Raw genomic sequence first — 20154 nt, forward strand, 5'->3', positions numbered from 1 at the left:
GCTATAGATGCCTATTTGGGGTTTCAAGTTCCTCTGCAGTCAAGCTAGTTATTTGAGAAATATCATCAATAGAAACACCTAGTATAAGTAGATTATTCGCAACCTTGATTGACTCTACTTTATCAATCTTTTCTTTGTAAATTTGCCTTCTTTGGGATAAAAATTCTACCCATGTATCCAGTTCATCTCGTGATTCTTGATTGCTAATTTTTTTAGACTCTCTCACCCAACTTAATAGTTCTTTTTCTCCTTCACCATCTTCGTCTTCACAGCAGTCTTCTTCCGTTGATTTAAGCACCAGATCCTTAGCATCCACTGACAATTTTCTCGCTATTTCCCATAACCTTTCACCGAACATGGTGCTCCCTTGTTCATAGTAATGTACCTGTGGACCTCCTACACCAAGCTCTTTTGCTAATTCCTCTTGCGTACACCCTTGTATTATTCTCCACTTTTTCATCTCTTGTCTTTTGCTTCGACGCTTAGAACCTTTTTCCTCTTCATTATCATATTCATCAGTTGATAAGCCTGTTGCTCGGTAGATTATATCAGTAGCAAATCCTGCCTCCAGCATATTCTCCGCCATTCTTACTCTTGCTGCTTTTACATCACTTTCCTCTTCAGCTCGAATAGATTTGGTTAATGCATAAATCGCTTTACGTGATTCTCGCCCCCTTGTTTTTGTGTATTTTCCTATGAAATCGTACATCCATTGGATCTTACTTTTATCAAAACAACTATTTTCTTTGAGTACTTTTTGTCTAGGAAGTAGATCACTCAAACTAACTGATAATGCATCTGCTATAACTTGTAATTCTTCATCTGGAATGCCACATATCCCTTGTTCATATCTTCGCAGCGTATGATAGTTTATACCTGTTTTGTCTGCTAGATCTTTTAGGGTATATCCTCGCTTTAGCCTCCAGCTTCTTATTTTTTGCGCTATTTTGTATCTTACAGGATTAATATGCTTTGCTATCATTACAGCTGCTAACGATCACTTCTTTCACGGAAACAACCATATATACCTCATTGTAAGCGCTTACACAAATTTGTATCTGAATAAAAACATTAATTTCTTTGTACTCGCTGCAGCTTTGGTAGTTTTTGTATTTCAGCTTTTTAGTTTCCTTTCTGGCAAGCCTGTCTGCTTCCTCGTTTGCCAGTGTACATTACTACTTTTTTTGTATTCATACTTACTCAGATATAACTTCAATTGTAAAATTTTCCACTAAAAATTATTGAATACTATTTTTGAGTTATTTATAATAAGGGTGTGGGAGGTTAATCTCACGGTGTTAGGTAATTGAGTTTTTACGCTCGTATTTTTATTAGGAAATTAGCCTCTCACACCCAAGATAGGTATTTTTGAAGTTTTTTATAGCTACTAAATTCATGAATTCATTTCCTGGGCTTTAAAGGCACTTTATGATGGAGTTATAAAAAGATGTACAAAAGGACGTCTAAGATGCGTAGTAGCATTATAAAGCCATCTATGGGAGACATTTTTTTCATCAACGCATTCAAAACTTAAAAAAATAAAAAACTTGAACATTTCTTCACAATTGTGTATAATTATTAATGCTTTTTAGGTTTTTTTCTCATGGCTCTTTCGAAGTTTCTCGACCCCAAAAATGATATATCTTTTCGCCGTATCTTCGGTACTGAAAAAAATAAAGATATTCTTATTCACTTCCTCAATGATATCCTTGGCTTCACTGACAAAAGTGCAATAAAGGATATAGAGTTTCTAAGTACTATTCAAGACCCTGATATTGCTGCTAAAAAGCAAAGTATTGTTGACGTTCTCTGTAGAGATGAAGATGGGGTGCAAGTGATCGTCGAGATGCAGGTTGCTAAAACTAAAGGCTTTGAAAAACGTGCCCAATACTATGCAGCTAAAGCGTATTCAAGACAAGCCGATAAAGGTGATCAATACCAAGACCTTAAGGAAATTATCTTCATTGCTATAGCAGATTGTATCCTGTTTCCGGACAAGTCTGAGTATAAATCAAAGCATACTATTCGGGATGAAGATACTAATGAACACGATCTAAAAGATTTTTACTTCATATTTATTGAATTGCCAAAATTTCCAAAAACCAAAGAGGATCAGCTTTCAAATATAGTTGAAAAATGGATCTACTTCTTTAAATATGCAGATGAGACTAGTGAAGAAGAGCTGGAAAAAATAATAGGTAGTGATGTAATAATTAAAAAGGCCTATGAAGAACTAAATAGATTTAACTGGTCAAAAAAAGAATTTATTGCCTATGAACAGGAAATAAAACGTATTCTTGATGAACAGGCTGTCCTCGCTCAAAAACTTGATGATGCTACTGAAAAAGGCATCCTAATCGGACATCAAAAAGGCAGAGAGGAAGGCAAGGAGGAAGGCATTAAAATTGGCGCAGAGAGGGGAAGAGAAGAAGGTGAAAAACAAGCTAAGATAACAGTCGCAAAGAATCTACTAAAAGCAGGTGTTTCTATTGATATTATAGCTCAAACTACTGGTCTTACAGTTAATGAAATTAAAGACTTAAGCTGATTCTATCTTTGGATGTTTAGATGAACATCTTTGTATTAGATGAAAACCCAGAGATTGCGGCAAAAATGTTATGTGATAAGCATATAGTAAAAATGCCATTAGAAACTGCTCAGTTATTAAGTAATGTTTTTTCAATAGCATTAAAAGCGCCAAATCCTTTTGTTAGTGTCATAGATCAGGATATAGAAGTTCCATATAAACTCACTCACAGCAATCATCCTTGTTCTTTGTGGGCTAGGCAATCGAAAGGAAACTTTTGTTGGTTGATAGAGTATGGAAAAGAATTGTGTAAAGAGTATACACAGCGATACAAAAGGAAGCATAAATCAGAGGAAGTAATAAATTGGTGTGATAGTAATAAGGATTTACTCATTTTTCGATCAACTGATATGCAAGCTTTTATACAAGCACTGCCGGATCAGTATAAATGCAGCAGTGCTGTGGAAGCTTATAGGAGATATTATCTCAAGGAAAAGATGAGATTTGCTAAGTGGGAAAATGGCAGAGAAGCACCAGATTGGATAATCTGCTACACAACACCACAGCTAATACAGCTCATAAATAGAGAAGCCATCCAAATCGGACATGAAAAAGGCAGAGCCGAAGGCAGAAAAGCAGAGAAAATCGAAGTTGCAAAGAATTCACTTAAGGCCGGTGTCTCTATAGATGTTATAGCTAAAATGATCGGCCTTTCTTTAGATGAAATTCAAAAGTTAGGGAACTAAATAATCATAAACCTCTAACTTTGTTTATCTCCGTAAGAGGCATATTAACTATTTACCTCCTTTCCACATCCCAGTCTTATTACCACTAATTTTCACTTCATCCATCTTAGTATCAGGATCTCCAATTTCTTCACTCTCCTGCATAGCTCTAATCACGTCCTCATCTATATTATTTAATCTCATCGATTGCTCTCTTGGTGACAAGAGGTTTTCATGAATTGGCTGCCTATACCGACCAGCAGCTAAAATGGCTAACATTATTGTGTTATTCACTAGAGTAGCGTTTACTTCCGGTACAGTTGTAACGGTATGATTATTACGTTCTCCAGAAGTAAGTAGAGCTGGAGATTCTGTAGAATTCTTAATCCACTTAACAATACTGCCCATCAATGAAGATGGCTTACTTGCTCCACTTGTGGCTTGCTTATTGTCTTCTATTGCAGAATTATCATTTTCAATACTACGAAGAGCATCCTTTGATTCAAGGTAGCTAGTACGTTCCTCTTGTAACTGCTCTCTGTGGTGTTGTTTATGACGCCTACGCCTTATAGGATCTATACTTTTTCCTCTTTCTGCTTTTTTCTCTAAAAACTTAACCATTTCTGATTGTTTGTTTTCCCTTGCCTTGTCTAAAGGTACATAATCATCATCAGTTTTAATTATAATGTCAGCATACCTCGCTATAAGCTTTTCTGCTACCGCTAAGTGACCATTTTCAACAGCTAAGTGTAGAGGGGTACTGCCTTCCTTGTTCTGCTCATTAACCTTAGCCCCTTTCTCTATAAGCTTTTTTACTACCTCTAAATGACCATTTTTAACAGCCAAGTGCAAAGGTGTGTAACCATCAATACCTTTAGTTTCAATATCAGCCCCCTTCTTAAGAAGTTCTCTAACCTCACTAAGGTATCCTGCTTCTGCAGCACCAATTAATAAACTATCATTATTTAAAGTCATTTGTTCCTCCACATTTACAAAAACTTACCTAACTTAACTAAGTAATTACACTCTAGCAAGCTACTCTTACCCTAGGCTTTTTTCTTTCCTCAAGTAAAACAACAATATGCTCTTTCAAGCAACACAGAAAGTACCATCTCCCCTCAAATAAGAATTCTGGAACGCCTTCACATAACATAGCTCACTAATAAACGTAAAACTACCTTAGCTATTACACACTTACATACCATAAAAATTAGCAATCCAATGTGTTTCAGGCATAGTACTCCATTTTTAAAACTTGTCAACCACTATTTAGAAATTTTTTTTGGAATAATTTTTGATGAAAGTCTTTATCGTGTGTTCTTTATTCATTCTCACAATCCGTGGACGGTGTAGTGGCTAAAAATTCACTTAAGGCCGGTGTCTCTATAGATGTTATAGCTGAAATAACTGACCTTTCCCTTGATGAAATTGCACAACTTCAGGAATAAATAGCCTAACGTCGTTGTGACCTCTCTAGTTGATTATCTACTGTTACACCACTTAAATAAGATTCGGGCTTACCGTCTGTTCCGCTAGTAGCTCCTGGTAACTGACTTCCTGTAGGATTATTAGCTACAAAACTAGCACCACCGCTACATAATTCCAGTCCTTTAGCCACTGATGTACCTTTTAAGAAAGGCTTTTTAGATAGCTCTGTTGCACCAGATGCATGCTGGTCTGAAGCCTTAGAGGATTGCTCCATTTGCTGTTTTGTCAGTACAAGTTCTTTCTTGTCTAAAAGCTCTTCTATATGGCTTTTCATACGTTCCAGAAATTTCTTGGTTTGCTTAAACTCTGGGCACGCTTGTTTTGCAGACGAATACAAGGTTTTCGATATTTCAGAAAAATTCCCATTTATTAGTTGTCCAACTATATCTGATTGTGGTTTTATAGGATCAAAATTTAAATTTGTTACTGATATTCCTGATTCAACTGCTGTTTTCTTCAATACTTGTTCAAATTCATTTATAATATCTGATGCATAGTACTCCGCTTCTGGTAAGGATATTGTAGGCTGGTCCACTGTAGAAATGTATTTTTGTCCTGTAATTTTTCTTATGAATACATCCAACAGAAAAAGCGTGCTATTTACATCAGTACCTTGAGTTGTTATAGCTTTAGAAGGTTGAGAATGCTCCATATCTATAGCTGACTTAAAAGGAGAAGAGATAAACTGAAAAACACCCATAACAGTATCTGCAACAGCATGAGCAGCAACATTTATCCATGAAGATGGCTTACTTGCTCCACTTGTAGCTCCCCCTTTGTTATAGCCTGTCTCATCATTTTGTAATGAATTTTCTGGTACATCTTGTCTAGCTGCTACCTCAGGTTGATTACTTAAATCTGTAGCAGGAAGCTTACGCGATGAGCGATCGTAGTGACGAGGGTGGTCTCCATGGTGATGACGACGCTTACGTTGTACAGGCTTCTCGTTTTGTTTCCCTCTTAAAAAGTTTGCTATTTCTGATCTACCCAACCTATTTGCTACCTCTAGAGGTGTTTCACCCTTACCATTTTTAGCATTAATGTCAGCATCTCTCTGAACAAGAAATTCAACTATACCAAGTTTATTATAGTAAACAGCCTCATGTAAAACAGTAAAACCATTATTTACTGTGGCCTCAATGTTAGCATCTTTATCAAGAAGAAGCCCAGTTATTTCAGATCCGCTATTGTACTGAGCAGCAACATGTAGAGGTGTTTTGTGATCTTTTGCTTGAGCATCAATGTCTGCCTTTTTATCTACAAGAAAACTGACAATATCAGGTTCATTGTAATAGACAGCATAGTGTAGAGGCGTCCAACCGTACTGATCTCCAGCATTAATGCTACCACTCTTTTCCAAAAGTAGTTCGAACACACCTTTGAATAAATTTAAGTTACCATTGTAGACAGCGTAGTGTAAAAGATTCCAATCTTTCGACCATTTATCTTTGTCTTTAGCATCAGTATCACTTCTGCTAGCATTATTAGCAAGAAAGTGCTTGACTTCATCCAACTTACCTTCCTTAATATCATTATTTATAGAAAGGATTCCAGCTGCTTCTAATTTAAAATACTCTCTTGCTACCTCTAAAGGTGTTTTACCATTGTTATCTTTAGCATCAATGTTAGCTTGATTAGTTACTAGATACCGTAGTACACCTATGTGATTATTCATAACAGCAAAGTGCATAGGACTTCTGCCAAAAATATCTTCAGCATTAACATTAGCTCTTTTATTAACCAAAAACTTAGCAACCTCTAAATGACCTTTCAATGCAGCCCAATGTAGCAATGTACAATCATATTTATCAGTAGCATTAACATTCACATCTCCTTCAACAAGAAACTTTACTGTGTCCAAGTTACCACTCCAAGCATAATAATACGCGCCATGACTATCTTTGCTCACATCCTGAGCAACAAGGCTTTTAATTTTCTCAAGATCATTACCTTGTACAGTGATTAATAACTCTTTATCTAAGTGTGCCTGCATTAAAATTCTTTTTACGCCTGCATTAAATCCTGTGTCCTCTAGAGGAGTTTTACCATTGTTATCTTTAGCATCAATGTTAGCACCTTCCCTTATAAGATCCTTTACCATATTTGAAGAATCAAGCCAAGAAGCATAATGTAGAGGAGTCTTACCATCCTTATCTTTAGCACTAACGTCAGCTTTCCTGCTAATCAAAGCTTTAACTTCATTACGATCACCAACTTGTACTGCTTTCAACAGTTGTTCATTTAATTGCACTTGTTTTAAATATTGTACAACACCATCATATTTTCGATCAATAGAAATATCTAAAGGTGTTTTACCGTCTCTGTCTCTAGACTCAATATCAGCACCTTTACTTACAAGAAATTTCACTGTATCAAGGGCATTGTAGTATACAGCATAGTGTAAAGGTGTCCAATCACTACTATCTTTAGTATTAACGATAGCATCTTTATCTTGAAGAAATTGAAATATATCTTTAATTAAATGCAAGTCACCATTATAAACAGCATAGTGTACAGTAGTCCAACTTTTTGATAGTTGATCTTTATTTGTAACATCATCTGGACCCCTTTCAGCAGTTTTGTCAAGGAAAAGGTTAACTATATCCCACTTACCATTTTTAGCAGCATATTGCAGCGGTGTATAACCGAACTCATCTTTTTCATTTATAAGAAACTTTATGCTTTCAATTTTATCCACAATGAGGCTAATAGTATCGAAATTGCCTACTTGAACAGCAATGTGCAAAGGAGTTTGGTTATTGTTATCTTTAGCATCAATATTAGCTCCTTTTCTCATAAGCAGCTCAACTACATCTAATTTACCCTCCTTAACAGCCAAGTGCAAAGGTATCCAACCGTCACTGTTTTTAACGCTAATATGAGTATTATTATCTAAAAGCAATTCGACCAAATTTAAATTACCTTCTTCAGCAGCATAATGCAGTATTGTGTTACCATACTTATCCTGTTTTGTTATGAGATAATTCACTATTTCTGCTTTATGACATTCATGTGCTATTTCAAAAATTGTCTTACCATTACCGTCTTTAGAATAAATGTAGGCTCCTTTATTAAGAAGAAGTTGTACCATGTTCAAATTACCCAAAGTAACAGCACGACTTAAAGGAGTCCTACCATCATTATCTTCAGCTTCAATGTCTGCACCTTTATTGAGAAGAAGTTGAACCATATCAGGCTTATCAAGACTAACAGCATGCTGCAAAGGAGTCCTGCCATCATTATCTTTAGCCTCAATATCTGCACCTTTATTGAGAAGAAGTTGAACCATATTAGGCTTATCAAGACTAACAGCACGACTTAAAGGAGTCTTACCATCATTATCTCTAGCTTCAATATCCGTACCTTCACTAATAAGAAGTTGTGCCATTGCGTAATTATTTGTAATAACAGCATGGTGTAGTGTATTGACTGAATCTAAATTATCTTTCTCAACAGCCTCATCTAAAGGTAATCCCGAAACAAGTGCAGCTATTTGAGGTATACTACTTACTCTATTTTTTTCTTGATTAAATTCTTCTATAATGTCTTCTTGATTGCAAGCAACAAATATACATTTTGGGTTAAAAACTATAGCATCGTTAAAAGCGAACATTATCTTTTGGCCAGTAACCCAATTTTCCACTTTTACAATAGTATTATTTCCAGATGATAAAATTAAATTCTTATCAACGATTCTCATATCACAATCTAGTATAGACCTATTCTTTAAATCTACTAAACCAACTTGATATTTATCAGTAGGTTGATTATGATAAATTTTTAAACCTTCTTCCCCTGGCAGGTAATACCTAAAAGAACTAGGGTCATCTGCTTTTTCTCTAAATTCCTCTGGTTTTATAATACTATTGTTCAACTCTATTGGTAAATTCCACTGCCTATGGACATGAGAATAGTAATTTAATATAACCGACACTCCTTGATCTGATAACAATAGTAAATTATCACTTGACCTAAAAAAGGCTATCTTATCTGAATCAAACTTGAGACAATCATGATTATTTAATAACTCACGGACGTCAATGCTAAATGGTTCATTTACTTGTAGTGCACTAGAACAAAATAGCAGCTTGCTGCTGTTAATTTCATTCATTTTCTCCTGTATTGATATTGTTGTATCATTAAATTCAATAGATAATGTTTCCATTTTAGGTTCTCTATAGAAATTACTCAGCAATATAGTACAAATATTGTTTTCTCCTGTGCTAGAATCAGTAATTATTACCAAGTCATCCCTTAAACGTAAAAAGGTATAATGTCCTGCTTGTTTATGTACAATTAATTTATTTCCTTCTTCTATATCTTTAGCTGTTATAACAATAGTTTTAGTATTCTCATCGAAAATTAAAGGTAAAGGTAAAGGTAAAGGACTTAGAATCCAATTATTACCATTACGTTCAAGTTGCATGTTTATATTAAGAACAACATGAAGTTTCTGATACCACTGCACACCATTTTTTAGCCTTATTGGAAATTTTAATGGAGATCGTTCCATTTCTAATTTTATCAGCAAATCATCTTTATCTTGAGAGACATTTAATGAACTGAACTGTATATCTTTCATATCCTTTACTGTGTTCCTTAAGTCTAGTGTATCTATAGAACTTTCCTTACTAACATCATAAATGCTCACTTCTTTCTGAGTTGGAGTAATTACATATACATTTTCACCACCATTTCCGACTAAGTGACTCTTGTGTAAAGGATCATTACTCATTACCTCATGTTTTCCATGCCCGATTACAACAAGCTCATCTTGAAATTTTGCAAAGACGGTTGCACTTAGCCTGTTCGCTATAGCCGGATAGTTTCTTACAATTTCGTCAATAGGTTTATTAGTGTTTTGTAGTAGATATAAACTACCCCCATTTCCAATTTTAACTTCAGTTTTATCATCTGTTAGTACATAAGATGCATTATTTGCAACATTTTTAATATCTATGTCAAATACACCTAAAGGACTCTGCTGAAAATTAAATTTAACATCTTTTATTGGGTAGTTAGTATTTTTACCCGGAAGATCATGAACCTTAACGTTTTTTAAATCAGGAAGAGCATAATTAAATAAGAAACTGTGCTGTAATTTATCTGTTTGGCGATTAATATTAATGTTGGCCCTTCCCTCACCATGAAAGGGAATATAACTAAAATTTCCGTTGTAAGAGCGGTTTATGATCTCGGTATTAGGCCTTACTGCTATTGTCAATTTACCGGAACCAGTAACATGATTTATGAAAATTTTGTCAGGATGGTTATTGTCTTTTCCACCTCCACCATCAACATATTTTAAATCGCTACTACATTGTACTTCATCCTGTTCTTTTTCTCTACCAAGAATTGTTTGTATGTTCATTAATTTAAAAGATGAACAAGTATTTTTACCATCACTACTAATAGAAAAGTACCCAAAAAAGGTCCTCATAATCTTTATGGAGTAACCTAAAGCAAACTTTGTTAAGTCCAACGTATCACTCCCACGGCCCCCATTTATAATCCCACTACTATAACCATTACCTTGCAAGATAAAGAAGTCGTCTTTACTTCCTCCAGTAAAATTTTTATTTCCATCTCCTGCAAGGAAAATATTAGGACTATCCTGGAATCCGATTACCTCATCATCACCTTCACCCAAATCAGTTAAAGTATAATCCCCTGTTCTATTAGTTGAGTAAGACAAGCCTATTGCATTTTCACAAAGGTAAGCTCCACCTCTTGGAACTGATTCCCAATCTCCTTCCGGTAAGCAGAATAACTCCCCATCTCTTGGATTATCTGGCCTTGATCTGCTCCACTTAATATCGCCTATCTTTTCATTAAGAAGCACTTTATTATCTCGATCTACGTACATAAATTCTCTGAAAATCAACTTACCAGTAGGAAAAACATATCTCCGAATTCCAGTATGTTGCTTCAAGAAACCTACAGCATTTTCAACCAAGTGACTATTAGCCTGCTTCTCTTTTATTAATTTTTCTATATACTCTTCAGGCTTTATATGGAGAAATGCACGCCACCCTTCCTTAAATTTTTCCCACCCTGTTAAATGAATAATTTTATCTTCTTGTTCAACTGCCTTCACGGATAAATAAATGTCAGTGCCAATAAATACAAGAGCCGTTATTCCAGCTCCAATAGGACCAGTGACTGATGATACACCACTTAGTATTCCAGCAACTTCAGCAACTTCTATGCCGATTGCTGCTGCATCAACTGTAAGGGCAATACTATCTCCTACTATACCAGCCATAGCATTTTTATCACCAGATTTAAATGCCTTAACTTGATTTGCTAAATCATAAGCGATAAAAGCAGAAGTCGCCCGTGCGAGGAAAGGTGATGCTACTTTTAAAGACTTGCCAAGAAATACCTTGCCTTCTGAAATAAATTGTTCTCCTTTTATTGCTACAGTATTTGCAACTTTACCAAGTAAGTGACTACCTCCAATAAAACCCAAGTTAATTGCTACTCCTTCTAAATTGCCACTTAGGATATCACCTATAAGATTTTTGTACATCATACCTTCCATAGCCCAGCCAGATATTCTACCTACTCTGTTTAGATGGCTCATGGCCTCTGGGCTACTGTTAATTTTATTGATAATATTCTGAGATTCACTTCCTCCCTCATCTAAAAATTTTCTGTAAGTAAGACCTACACCTTTTGCTGCTTCACTTATCTTTTCCTCTACTCCAGATCTTCTTAAAATATCTTTTATTTTTTCTGATTTATTTGCTTCTTTTTCACTGATCTTTTCTTTAATCTCTTCCATAACATCCCTAATCTCTGGATCTATTGAATTCAGATCTATATCTTTAACCTTTGCTATAAATGCTTCTTCAATATTTTGATCTATAGCTTCGCCTTTAGATATATGCTCAGAAACCTTAAAAAGCTGATCATAAAATTCAATGCTCTTTGTTCTTTCTCTTATTTCATCAGTATCAAATAATTCTTTAATACGTCGTTCTTTTTTTTCTTTCTCTTCAATACTTTCCTCATCACGTGAGTCTATGCAGGCCATACCTATATTGCGTTTTTTTCTACTTCCATTGCATCGCTGATTAAAAAGATCCATTGAATCCTCTAAAATATCTTCTGGTCCTAGAGAAAATTTAAGTACCGAGCTATGAACTACTTTAACAGGAATAAATCCTTCTTCGCTTGTTCTACTTGCTAAAACAAGAGAATTTGCATTACTAGCTTTTTTGTCAAAAACAACACCGATAAATTTCACTTCATCACCATCTGTAAGTGTTTTATACGTTACACCTTTTGCATATCTCTCGATTATCTGCTTATTTGCTTTTTCTTTTAACTTATCAGCACTTATCTTTTCTTCTGGCCCTTTAAGCTCTAGTCCTATAGGAGTGTATTCCTTAGCATTACCTTGATCTGCAAACTTAATACCGTGAACCAGCATATCAACACGTTTCCCTCTACCAGTTTGAAACTCAGTTAAAACTAATGCTCTAGTTTCTGGCGATTCCTGTAACCTTAGATCACTATAATGACTAAGCGCTCCATCCAATACTCCCTGGAAATTAGTTTCTTTGTTAATGAGAGTTTTAAAAGGTAACATTCCTTCTCCAATTTTTCTGAATAACCCATTATACTCATCTATTGATGAAGACTGAGCAGAAGTAAGTTGAGAGTCTAATACTCTATCAAATGTTTCTTTTAGCTGATCAGGATAAGGAACATTCTCAAAAGTACCTTGAAACTTATTGGCTTTTTTGTTGTTGTACTGTTCTAAAGAAATAGGCTCATTGGCCTCTATACTAAAATGTTTTTTAAAGTTTGACTTTTGTTTGATGTTAAAATTAAGATTTAACTCAGCTATTTTTCTATTTCCTATTTTCTCGTTTAGGTTATTAAGTGGAACTCCTTTACTCAGTACCTCTGCTCTTCCATCAGCTTCAATAACATTAATTACATAAACTAGCTTCTCGGTACCTTCTGGAATCAGCACCATTGTTACAACTGCATGGCTTTTATCAAGACCTGTTGACCTGCTGGACGTTGAGGTCTACTAGACTCATGAGCTTCAGTAGGTATATTTTCACTGTAAATAAAAACATGCTTTTCAAATTCAGTTCCTAAAGCTTCATTTAACAATAACGATTGTCCTAATAAAATCTACTGAAATAATGATTATCTCCCTTCTCTCCTGTGCCAGGAAACGTATGATAAATGCGTTCTAAATTATCTTTTATTTGTTTTTCCAACTCTCCTATATCAATCCTACGCATACCCCAGTCATCAGTAGATTTTAGCATATCTTGAAAAAGAGGAACAATTTCTCCCTCACGACTTTTTGCTTCAATATTGGAAAACAGGAGATCGATAATCAAGATTTACACCAACACACAGAATATTGTCTGCAGTAGTTAAAACTCGCATAACATTTGGTTGAAAGCCTTTTGCATAATCCGTCGCTTGTTGCAGGGCATCACCTGGTGCAGTACCACGAACTGTTCCTGCTTTTAATTCAATGATAATAGGAATGGAATCTAACGCACGATCAGGGCCACGGGCTAGTAAAACAATATCCGCATAACCTCTTCCTGCAAATTGCTCTAAGTAAACTCTAAGGTTATATCTATAGCGGAAATTCATAAAAACACCAGCCACAAATCCATGATGTGCTGCCTCACGTGCTTCTTTAGCGTAGCTAAGTGAGTACTCATATTTGGAATGAACTTTACCAATTTTTTCAAGGACTTTTTCAGAAGATTCTTTAACTCTCTGCATATCAGTACCAGTCAGCTTTGCTATATCATCTTCTGGTTTGCTCCATAGTCCTTTCTCTATTTTATGAAAGCCATGACTAGCAGCAGAGTCAGATATTTCTTGAACTTCTGTCTTAACAAAAATACCATTTTTCCCTTTAGAGATTCGTACTAACCTGGGTTTCATCTCATCTCTACCCTTAATCCTATCCTTTATAGCTCCAACTTCACCAATCAGGGTGTTTTTATCTGTCCAAATCAGGTTCTTTTTTAATATTTCTTCCAACTCGCAAGAAGTAAATTGACCTTTGGACTCATCTTTTGATTCTGAAATAGAAAATAATTTGATATTATCAATGGCACTTCTATCATTTTTAATTTCACCATCCTTAATAACAACTACCTTTAAAGTTTCCTTAGTGTCAAAACGAAAAGAAATCTCTTTAATGCCTAACTTCTCTGCTATTTCTGCATTCAGCAGCGTAGAAAAGCTTCCGAAGAAAAAGTGAGAAAAAACCCTTTCTTTTCTACAGAATGCATATAAGATGGAATCTGATCAACATACGACTGAAACCTTGCCTTGAAGGATTCATCAACCCCACTGCTCTGCTGAACTGAAGTGCTAGCTGCTGCTTCTCGAATTAGTAATTCTATTAACTCAAAATCTTGTGGTCTTTCTTCGTTTGGCATAAATACCCCTTTATAATATGTCTACCTTTTACTTAAACTATGTGCCTTACTTAACTTAACTTCAGTTAAATCAGTACTTAAATTCTCAAGCTCTCTATCTACGGACTTACCATATGATAGGAATTTATCCAATGAACCCTCATCTCCTCTTTCCTTTAATATGGAACGTATATGATCGGCTTGTTTGGTATTCATAAATTCTTTAACCTGATCAGGATTAGCCTTATCCAAAACTGCCCATACTGGTTCCATACAACCCTTCTCAACTAGAGGCACTAATAACCTTCCTTGAAAGACAGAATTGCTCATCATTTCTTCATTTAATGCTGAGGTACGATGACTATCAAATCCTTCTTTCATCCACATGTGTGTAAAAAGCTTTACACCTGAATCTATATAATGCCCAGAACATTTCTTTATTTCTATAAATCGCAACCAAGTACAATACTTACCTTCTGGAACATCAAATGGTTTTAAGCAATCAAACAATCCTTGAAATTGATCAAAGCGGAGTGCACCCTGTAGTGTGTTTAAACTACCGTAATGACGATTTTCAGCTAAATCTCTTTTTAAAAGTTCTGGATATTTATCAGGACTCATTTGACTAAAGCAAAACTCGAATATCTCAGGATAACTGTTACAATGATTCCCTGCTGCATACACTGCATGTTTCATAAAGATTTCATCTTTCTGCTGAGTACTTAATTTATCTTCAGGTAGAGACTTTATTTTATTCCAGAAAAATTCCACTGCTTCTGCTCGTTTAAGATCCATAGCACATTTAAGTCCATACTCATATGGATGACGACCATTTAAATTTAATTTAGAGATGTAACCACTGACAAAATGTGACCAAAAAACTATCAAAGGATTACCTGTTAAACACTTAACCAAGTGATTATACTCTAGTAAGCTACTCTTGCCTTAAGCTGACAACCCTTTTTTTCTCTCCTCAAATAAAGCAATAATATCTTCTTCCAAGCAACACTTACAAGCAATGTCATACTTATCAAAGAAATTACCTGAATCTGGTGCAATCAATTTTTACCTACCATTTGCCTGTCAAGCTTGACTCCATGTAAACCATCTATTTCCTTCGAGCAATCCTCACTAGATAGTACTCGTGCAAGAAAATTGTGCCCTTTTCGGCCACTTCTTTGGTGTAAACGCCAACTTGCATAGCACCAGCGTTCAATTTGAAAGACTTTGGATGCCCTATAAGGATCATCCTCTTTAATGCAAGAAAACAAAATTTCTGGAATATCCGAACGCAACATAGCTACCCCCCTGAAATGAATAGACTTTAACCCCTTACATACCATAAAGGTTTAATGTATTTTGGACATGTTACTCCATCTTTAAAACTTGTCAATCCCTAATTTAAAATTTTTTTGAAATAATTTTTGATGGAAGTCTTTTAATAAATTATTACTAATTTAGCAATATATACTATTAAAAACCTAAATAATTCAACCATTTCCAGCAACAAAAACCAGCAAGCGTGAGAAGAGTTTGTTTTGGGATGCGTTGGTCTACCAAATGATCTGTGCGAACTTTTTTATATTATAATTTTATTATATGCCAAAACCAGCTACATTGGCTCACTTTCGCTAAATCCACATACGAACTAATTTCCCTGACTTTGTTGCAAAGATTGCAAGTTCCTATTTTCATAACCCTACTTTTACGTAGCTTGTTCTCACAAAGATACGATTTTTTGGGATCTTTGAAGAAGTAAATAATTGAAATCTTTGTAATACTTGGTTGCAATGTTTTTTAGAGACAAAAGGTATTTTCCTATATCTGAATACAATAAATTTGTAATTCTGAAAAAATATAAAACTATTGCTAATTATAATAATTGTGTAATAATTAAAACATAAGTTTTTAAGTTAAGTTAGTGTTATGGGTAATCAATTGGAAGAAGTATCTAATCCAATAAATATTCAAGCAGATTTAGAAGAGAACAGTATGGTTGATGGAATAGAAAAGCGGTCAAAAGAACAAGGTTTTTATGCAACACAGACAATACCAATTTATCAAGTTAATCAAAATATTACGTATTCATATTTAGCTACGCTCGATAGTCACTTAAAAACAGATGAGCATTGTGTACACGAAAGTAATATACATACTGACTTACTTAATTTTGCTTTTCATGGTTCCTTAGAGAAAGTTCAAGATCTATTAAACAAAGGAGCTAGCGTTGAGACAGAAGACAACGATGGTAACACGCCTTTGCATTTTGCTGCTAGCAAGGGCCACTTCGTAATCGTTGAAGCCCTGTTAGAAAAAGGGGCTACTGTTGAGGTAAAAAACAATGAAGGCGCTACTGCGCTGCATATTGCTGCTCAGATGGGTCACTTAAACGTAGTTCAATTTCTGCTAGATAATGGTACTGATGTTGATGCGCAAAAATATAATGGTGACACTGCCTTACATATTGCTGTTGAAGCAGGCAAATTAGAAGTAGTTCAATTTCTGTTAAAAAGAGGTGCTAGTTTTGAGATACGAGGTTATCAAGACTGCACTGCTTTGCATTGTGCTGCTATAGGGGGAAACTTGAAAATAGTTCAGTTTTTATTGGGCAAAATGAATAATGCTGACATACGAAAGAATAGTTTCAAATGTGTCTTGCATATTGCTGCTCGAAAGGGTTACTTAGAAATCGTTAAAGCTCTATTAGACAAAGGTACTGATATTAATGCAACAAACTATGACGGCGATACTGCTTTAAATGAAGCTGCTGGATGTGGTCGTTTGAAAGTAGTTCAATTTTTGTTAGACAAAGGAGCTAGTTTTGAAGCACGAAACGAAGAAGGATGCACTGCTTTGCATATTGCTTGTGAGGTGGGCTATTTAGGCATAGTTAAAGCTCTGTTAGAAAAGGGATCTGATGTTAATGTAGTAAGCAAAAAAAATGGCGATACTCCATTACATGAAGCTGCTAGAATGAATCGCTACGATATAGTTGAATATCTTGTAGAGGAAGAAAAGGCTACTATTGATGTAAAAAACTTTAGATGTGAGACTCCTTCCGATTTGGCGGATTCCAATGGTTACAAAGATATAGTTAAGTATCTTAGTCTTCGAGTAAGGGAGTATCCCAAAACCTCGGGAAGTCTGGCTGACAATAAAAATGTGATACAGTATCAAAAAGTGACAGAAAATAAACACCTAACTATAACTAATAGAGCAATAAAGACCAGTTTCTGTGTAGGCATAATGACCATGTTGACAAGTGTAGCTATTGGATGTATTGCTATTCATCTTAGTTTATCAATATCAGCTACTGCTGCATTGATTGTTGGGGCCATTGCTGGTGGCATTACATATGCAGTATTAAAGCCTAGTAGTAGGCTAAATGAATGTGAAGTGAATAGGCAAAGCTTACCTCAAATGCCTAAGGACGAATGTTGCATGTCATATTAGTTCTTGCATTTTATGTCATGCGTGTAAAAATGGTGCGTAGTATTTTTAACCGAGGTGGAGTTATGGAATTGAATAAATTGCAGGAAGTATTAAGTACTGCTAACGCTGATGTTGGTTTAAGTAAGAGTAATGTAGTTAGTAAAATAGAAGAGAGATTAAAACAAGTAGATCCAGGTACATTGTGCCAATTAAGTTTTGCTGTTTTAAAAAACAACAAACAAATGGTAGAAACCCTTATAAAAGGAGGAGCTGATGTTAACACAATTGATGCGTACAATCGTGATCCATTATATTATGCTATCTCACAAGGGAACACAAGAATGGTAGAGATCCTAATAAAAAATGGAGCAAGTGTTAATAAGAAGTATAATGACGGAAGCACTCCTCTACATCATGCTGTCTTGAGCCAAAAAATAAAAATAGTAGAGTATCTTATAAACAATGGGGCTGATGTTAATGCGTTAGATGAAAAACGGCGCACTCCATTATACTTAGCTGGACGAAGTACACAAATGGTCTCGATTCTCATGAAGAAGGGAGCATTCCCTTTACTGGAAAACAGAGATATTGAATTTTTAAAGGATCTAGCTAAACGCATTAAAGATGATGATACAGAGTATTTAAAGGAGGTAAAGGTAGAACAGAAGGAGGGGCGGGTAGATGATAAGTATGAGTCAATTAAATACTCGTTGCTGCTTAGTGATAACAGCTCTTTGACCTCTATTATTAAAAGGGAAAAATTCAAAAATTTAATATCTGATTGGTCTTTCAACGTACCTGATTTAAAAGATAACCAAAAAAATTTGAATAAGGCACTGTTAAATCTTCTTACAGACTTTCCATTTTGTGACATTACAAGGTTTGAGGACTTTTTACACGATAACAAAGGTGATGATCTAAAAGCTGTTCTCAATCTTCAAAGGGGAGAATCCAAATTGACAATACTACATGTAATACAAGGTATGGAGTATTTAGCAGTGGAAAAAGACATAGGTTGTGCAGTTAGTGCATTTATGACTTTACTTTTAAAATCTGGTGCTGATCCTAACATAGTTAACAGTGAAGGGCAAACACCTTTGCACTATGCTGCTTATTATAATACTTTAAATATACCTTTGCTTCTGAAAAAAGGAGCACGTAGTCAACCTGACAGACAAGGAAAAACTCCTCTAGACATTGTAATTATTAACAAAAAACCTTTTGAAGTGAATCTTTTAGAACAGATCTTTTTAACTCAGGAGCAATTGGAAGCAAAAAATGATTTAGAAGGTGTTTGCGGTCATAGCTTTAACACTAATCGACTAAGAAAGTTTTTCAATCAGCACAAAGGAAATGAAGGTCTTAAAGAGATTCTCAATCTCCGTGATTGCGAAGGAAAGTCTCGAGTTTTTCAAAAGATTAGGGAGGCTTGTTATGGTAATGAAACTCATTTCAAAGAAGCAAAAAAGTTGCTGCTAGAAGCAGGAGCGATTGATTACGAAGAGTGGAAGGACAAAAAACGTTTGCCTAAGCTTAGAACTCTATGGGATGATTTAATATTAGATCAGTCGGAAAAGTTGAAAATATTTTTGGGTAGGGTAAATAAATCCAAAGATATAGATGAGTTAAAACGCGTTGTAAACGAAGCTATAGAACTTGGGGTAAGGCTGAACTTTCCTAACCAGGGTAGTATATACGGAAAGGTATATGAAAAGGAATATAGTTTTACAGATTTTGTGATAAGAAAGATTAGTGAATTAAGAAAGAGTTCCGAAGGTTCAAGGAATATAGAGGTTGCTAGTGGTATAGTATGTCAATTGATATCAAAAGGGGCAATTTTGTACAACATAAGCAGTATATATGTAATTGACGAACTGGAAGAGTTTGAAAGCCACAAAGCTAATATGAAAAACGCTTATGCAGATTATGAGAATCGTGCTTTAGATTTCATAACAATCGTTCAAAGCGCAACAAGTGGTAAGGTAAGAGACGTAAAAATCGACAACTCTACTCTCTGTCTTGAATATTCACAGGATAGTAAAGTAGATGTTGCAAAGATTACAAATGGAGCAAGGGGTTTAGGTATCACTCAGGAAGGTGTACAATACGGAAGAAATATAATAAAGATAGGTAAGAGTGAGGTAGAAATTATAACGGAAAACGCTATAAGGAATTATGTAGGCCTAGCAGATGGTAGTAATATAGTATTGACTTTCGATACTGGCTTGGGAGAGTTGGAAGTGAGATTATACCCTGATAAGCAAAATCTAATAAAGGTAGAAGTAGAAGATCAAGAAAAGTGGAAAAAATTACAGAATTGTGAGGAACGAATAGGGGAAAAATGTTTGCTTGGTGGGTGTTCAGTACGTGATGCTATTGAACGAGGTTTTTTTACTAGATCTGGAGAGTTGATTCGTTCTGAAACAATTAGTCAATCTGATGCAACAAAAGTGGGCCCTTGGGCAAAGCGCGAAAAAATGAGAAAAGCTTCAAGTCTTGAAGAAACAGTAGGCCGTTCTCTATAATGAAGTGATGGTGATGTTAAGTTAACATTTTAAAAGATTTT

At 35.1% G+C, this 20154-nt stretch carries 12 protein-coding genes and 1 pseudogene; 5 read left to right on the forward strand and 8 right to left on the reverse strand.

Annotation, left to right across the window (positions count from 1 at the left end):
- Position 1: 1 nt before the first annotated feature.
- Positions 2-982, reverse strand: a complete 981-nt coding sequence (gene wmk / locus HUB95_RS03700; RefSeq protein ID WP_141457133.1) for a WO male-killing family protein Wmk — start codon at positions 980-982, stop codon at positions 2-4.
- A gap of 621 nt (positions 983-1603) precedes the next feature.
- Between wmk and HUB95_RS03705 the strand changes: the two genes are divergently transcribed.
- Both HUB95_RS03705 and HUB95_RS03710 read left to right on the forward strand, forming a co-directional pair.
- Entirely contained in the window at positions 1604-2548 is a 945-nt protein-coding gene (locus HUB95_RS03705; RefSeq protein WP_209452309.1) for an Rpn family recombination-promoting nuclease/putative transposase, read from the forward strand.
- 20 nt (positions 2549-2568) lie between these two features.
- A complete protein-coding gene (locus HUB95_RS03710; protein WP_197907345.1) occupies positions 2569-3273 on the forward strand; it encodes a pyrimidine dimer DNA glycosylase/endonuclease V in 705 nt (234 codons plus the stop codon).
- 48 nt (positions 3274-3321) lie between these two features.
- On the opposite strand, the gene HUB95_RS03715 is transcribed toward HUB95_RS03710, so the two are convergent.
- Complete coding sequence (locus tag HUB95_RS03715; protein WP_209452310.1) at positions 3322-4227, reverse strand: ankyrin repeat domain-containing protein; 906 nt, start codon at positions 4225-4227, stop codon at positions 3322-3324.
- A gap of 377 nt (positions 4228-4604) precedes the next feature.
- Here HUB95_RS03715 and HUB95_RS03720 point away from each other — a divergent pair.
- Positions 4605-4700 (forward strand): annotated as a pseudogene (locus HUB95_RS03720) (Rpn family recombination-promoting nuclease/putative transposase); the annotation flags it as partial.
- Between the two features lie 5 nt (positions 4701-4705).
- On the opposite strand, the gene HUB95_RS03725 reads toward HUB95_RS03720, so the two are convergent.
- The 6 genes from HUB95_RS03725 to HUB95_RS03750 form a co-directional block, all read right to left on the reverse strand.
- A complete protein-coding gene (locus tag HUB95_RS03725) occupies positions 4706-12730 on the reverse strand; it encodes an ankyrin repeat domain-containing protein (RefSeq protein WP_209452311.1) in 8025 nt (2674 codons plus the stop codon).
- 154 nt (positions 12731-12884) lie between these two features.
- A complete protein-coding gene (locus tag HUB95_RS03730; RefSeq protein ID WP_209452312.1) occupies positions 12885-13109 on the reverse strand; it encodes a hypothetical protein in 225 nt (74 codons plus the stop codon).
- The gene (locus HUB95_RS03735; protein ID WP_209452313.1) at positions 13078-13773 is read right to left on the reverse strand and encodes a hypothetical protein; all 696 of its coding nucleotides are present in this window, start codon (positions 13771-13773) and stop codon (positions 13078-13080) included. The genes HUB95_RS03730 and HUB95_RS03735 overlap by 32 nt, the downstream gene beginning before the upstream one ends.
- Positions 13774-13961: 188 nt before the next feature.
- Positions 13962-14177, reverse strand: a complete 216-nt coding sequence (locus tag HUB95_RS03740) for a hypothetical protein (RefSeq protein ID WP_209452314.1) — start codon at positions 14175-14177, stop codon at positions 13962-13964.
- 21 nt (positions 14178-14198) lie between these two features.
- A complete protein-coding gene (locus tag HUB95_RS03745; RefSeq protein ID WP_209452315.1) occupies positions 14199-15044 on the reverse strand; it encodes a hypothetical protein in 846 nt (281 codons plus the stop codon).
- Positions 15045-15214: 170 nt separating this feature from the next.
- On the reverse strand, positions 15215-15454 hold the full coding sequence (locus HUB95_RS03750; RefSeq protein ID WP_209452316.1) for a hypothetical protein: 240 nt from the start codon (positions 15452-15454) through the stop codon (positions 15215-15217).
- Between the two features lie 628 nt (positions 15455-16082).
- Between HUB95_RS03750 and HUB95_RS03755 the strand changes: the two genes are divergently transcribed.
- Positions 16083-17609, forward strand: coding sequence for an ankyrin repeat domain-containing protein (locus HUB95_RS03755; RefSeq protein WP_209452317.1), 1527 nt, complete (start codon positions 16083-16085; stop codon positions 17607-17609).
- Positions 17591-20113, forward strand: a complete 2523-nt coding sequence (locus HUB95_RS03760; RefSeq protein ID WP_174516872.1) for an ankyrin repeat domain-containing protein — start codon at positions 17591-17593, stop codon at positions 20111-20113. Before HUB95_RS03755 ends, HUB95_RS03760 begins: the two co-directional genes overlap by 19 nt.
- Positions 20114-20154 lie beyond the last annotated feature (41 nt).

This window comes from Wolbachia endosymbiont of Ceratosolen solmsi (assembly GCF_017869155.1).
Taxonomy (GTDB): Bacteria; Pseudomonadota; Alphaproteobacteria; order Rickettsiales; family Anaplasmataceae; genus Wolbachia; species Wolbachia pipientis.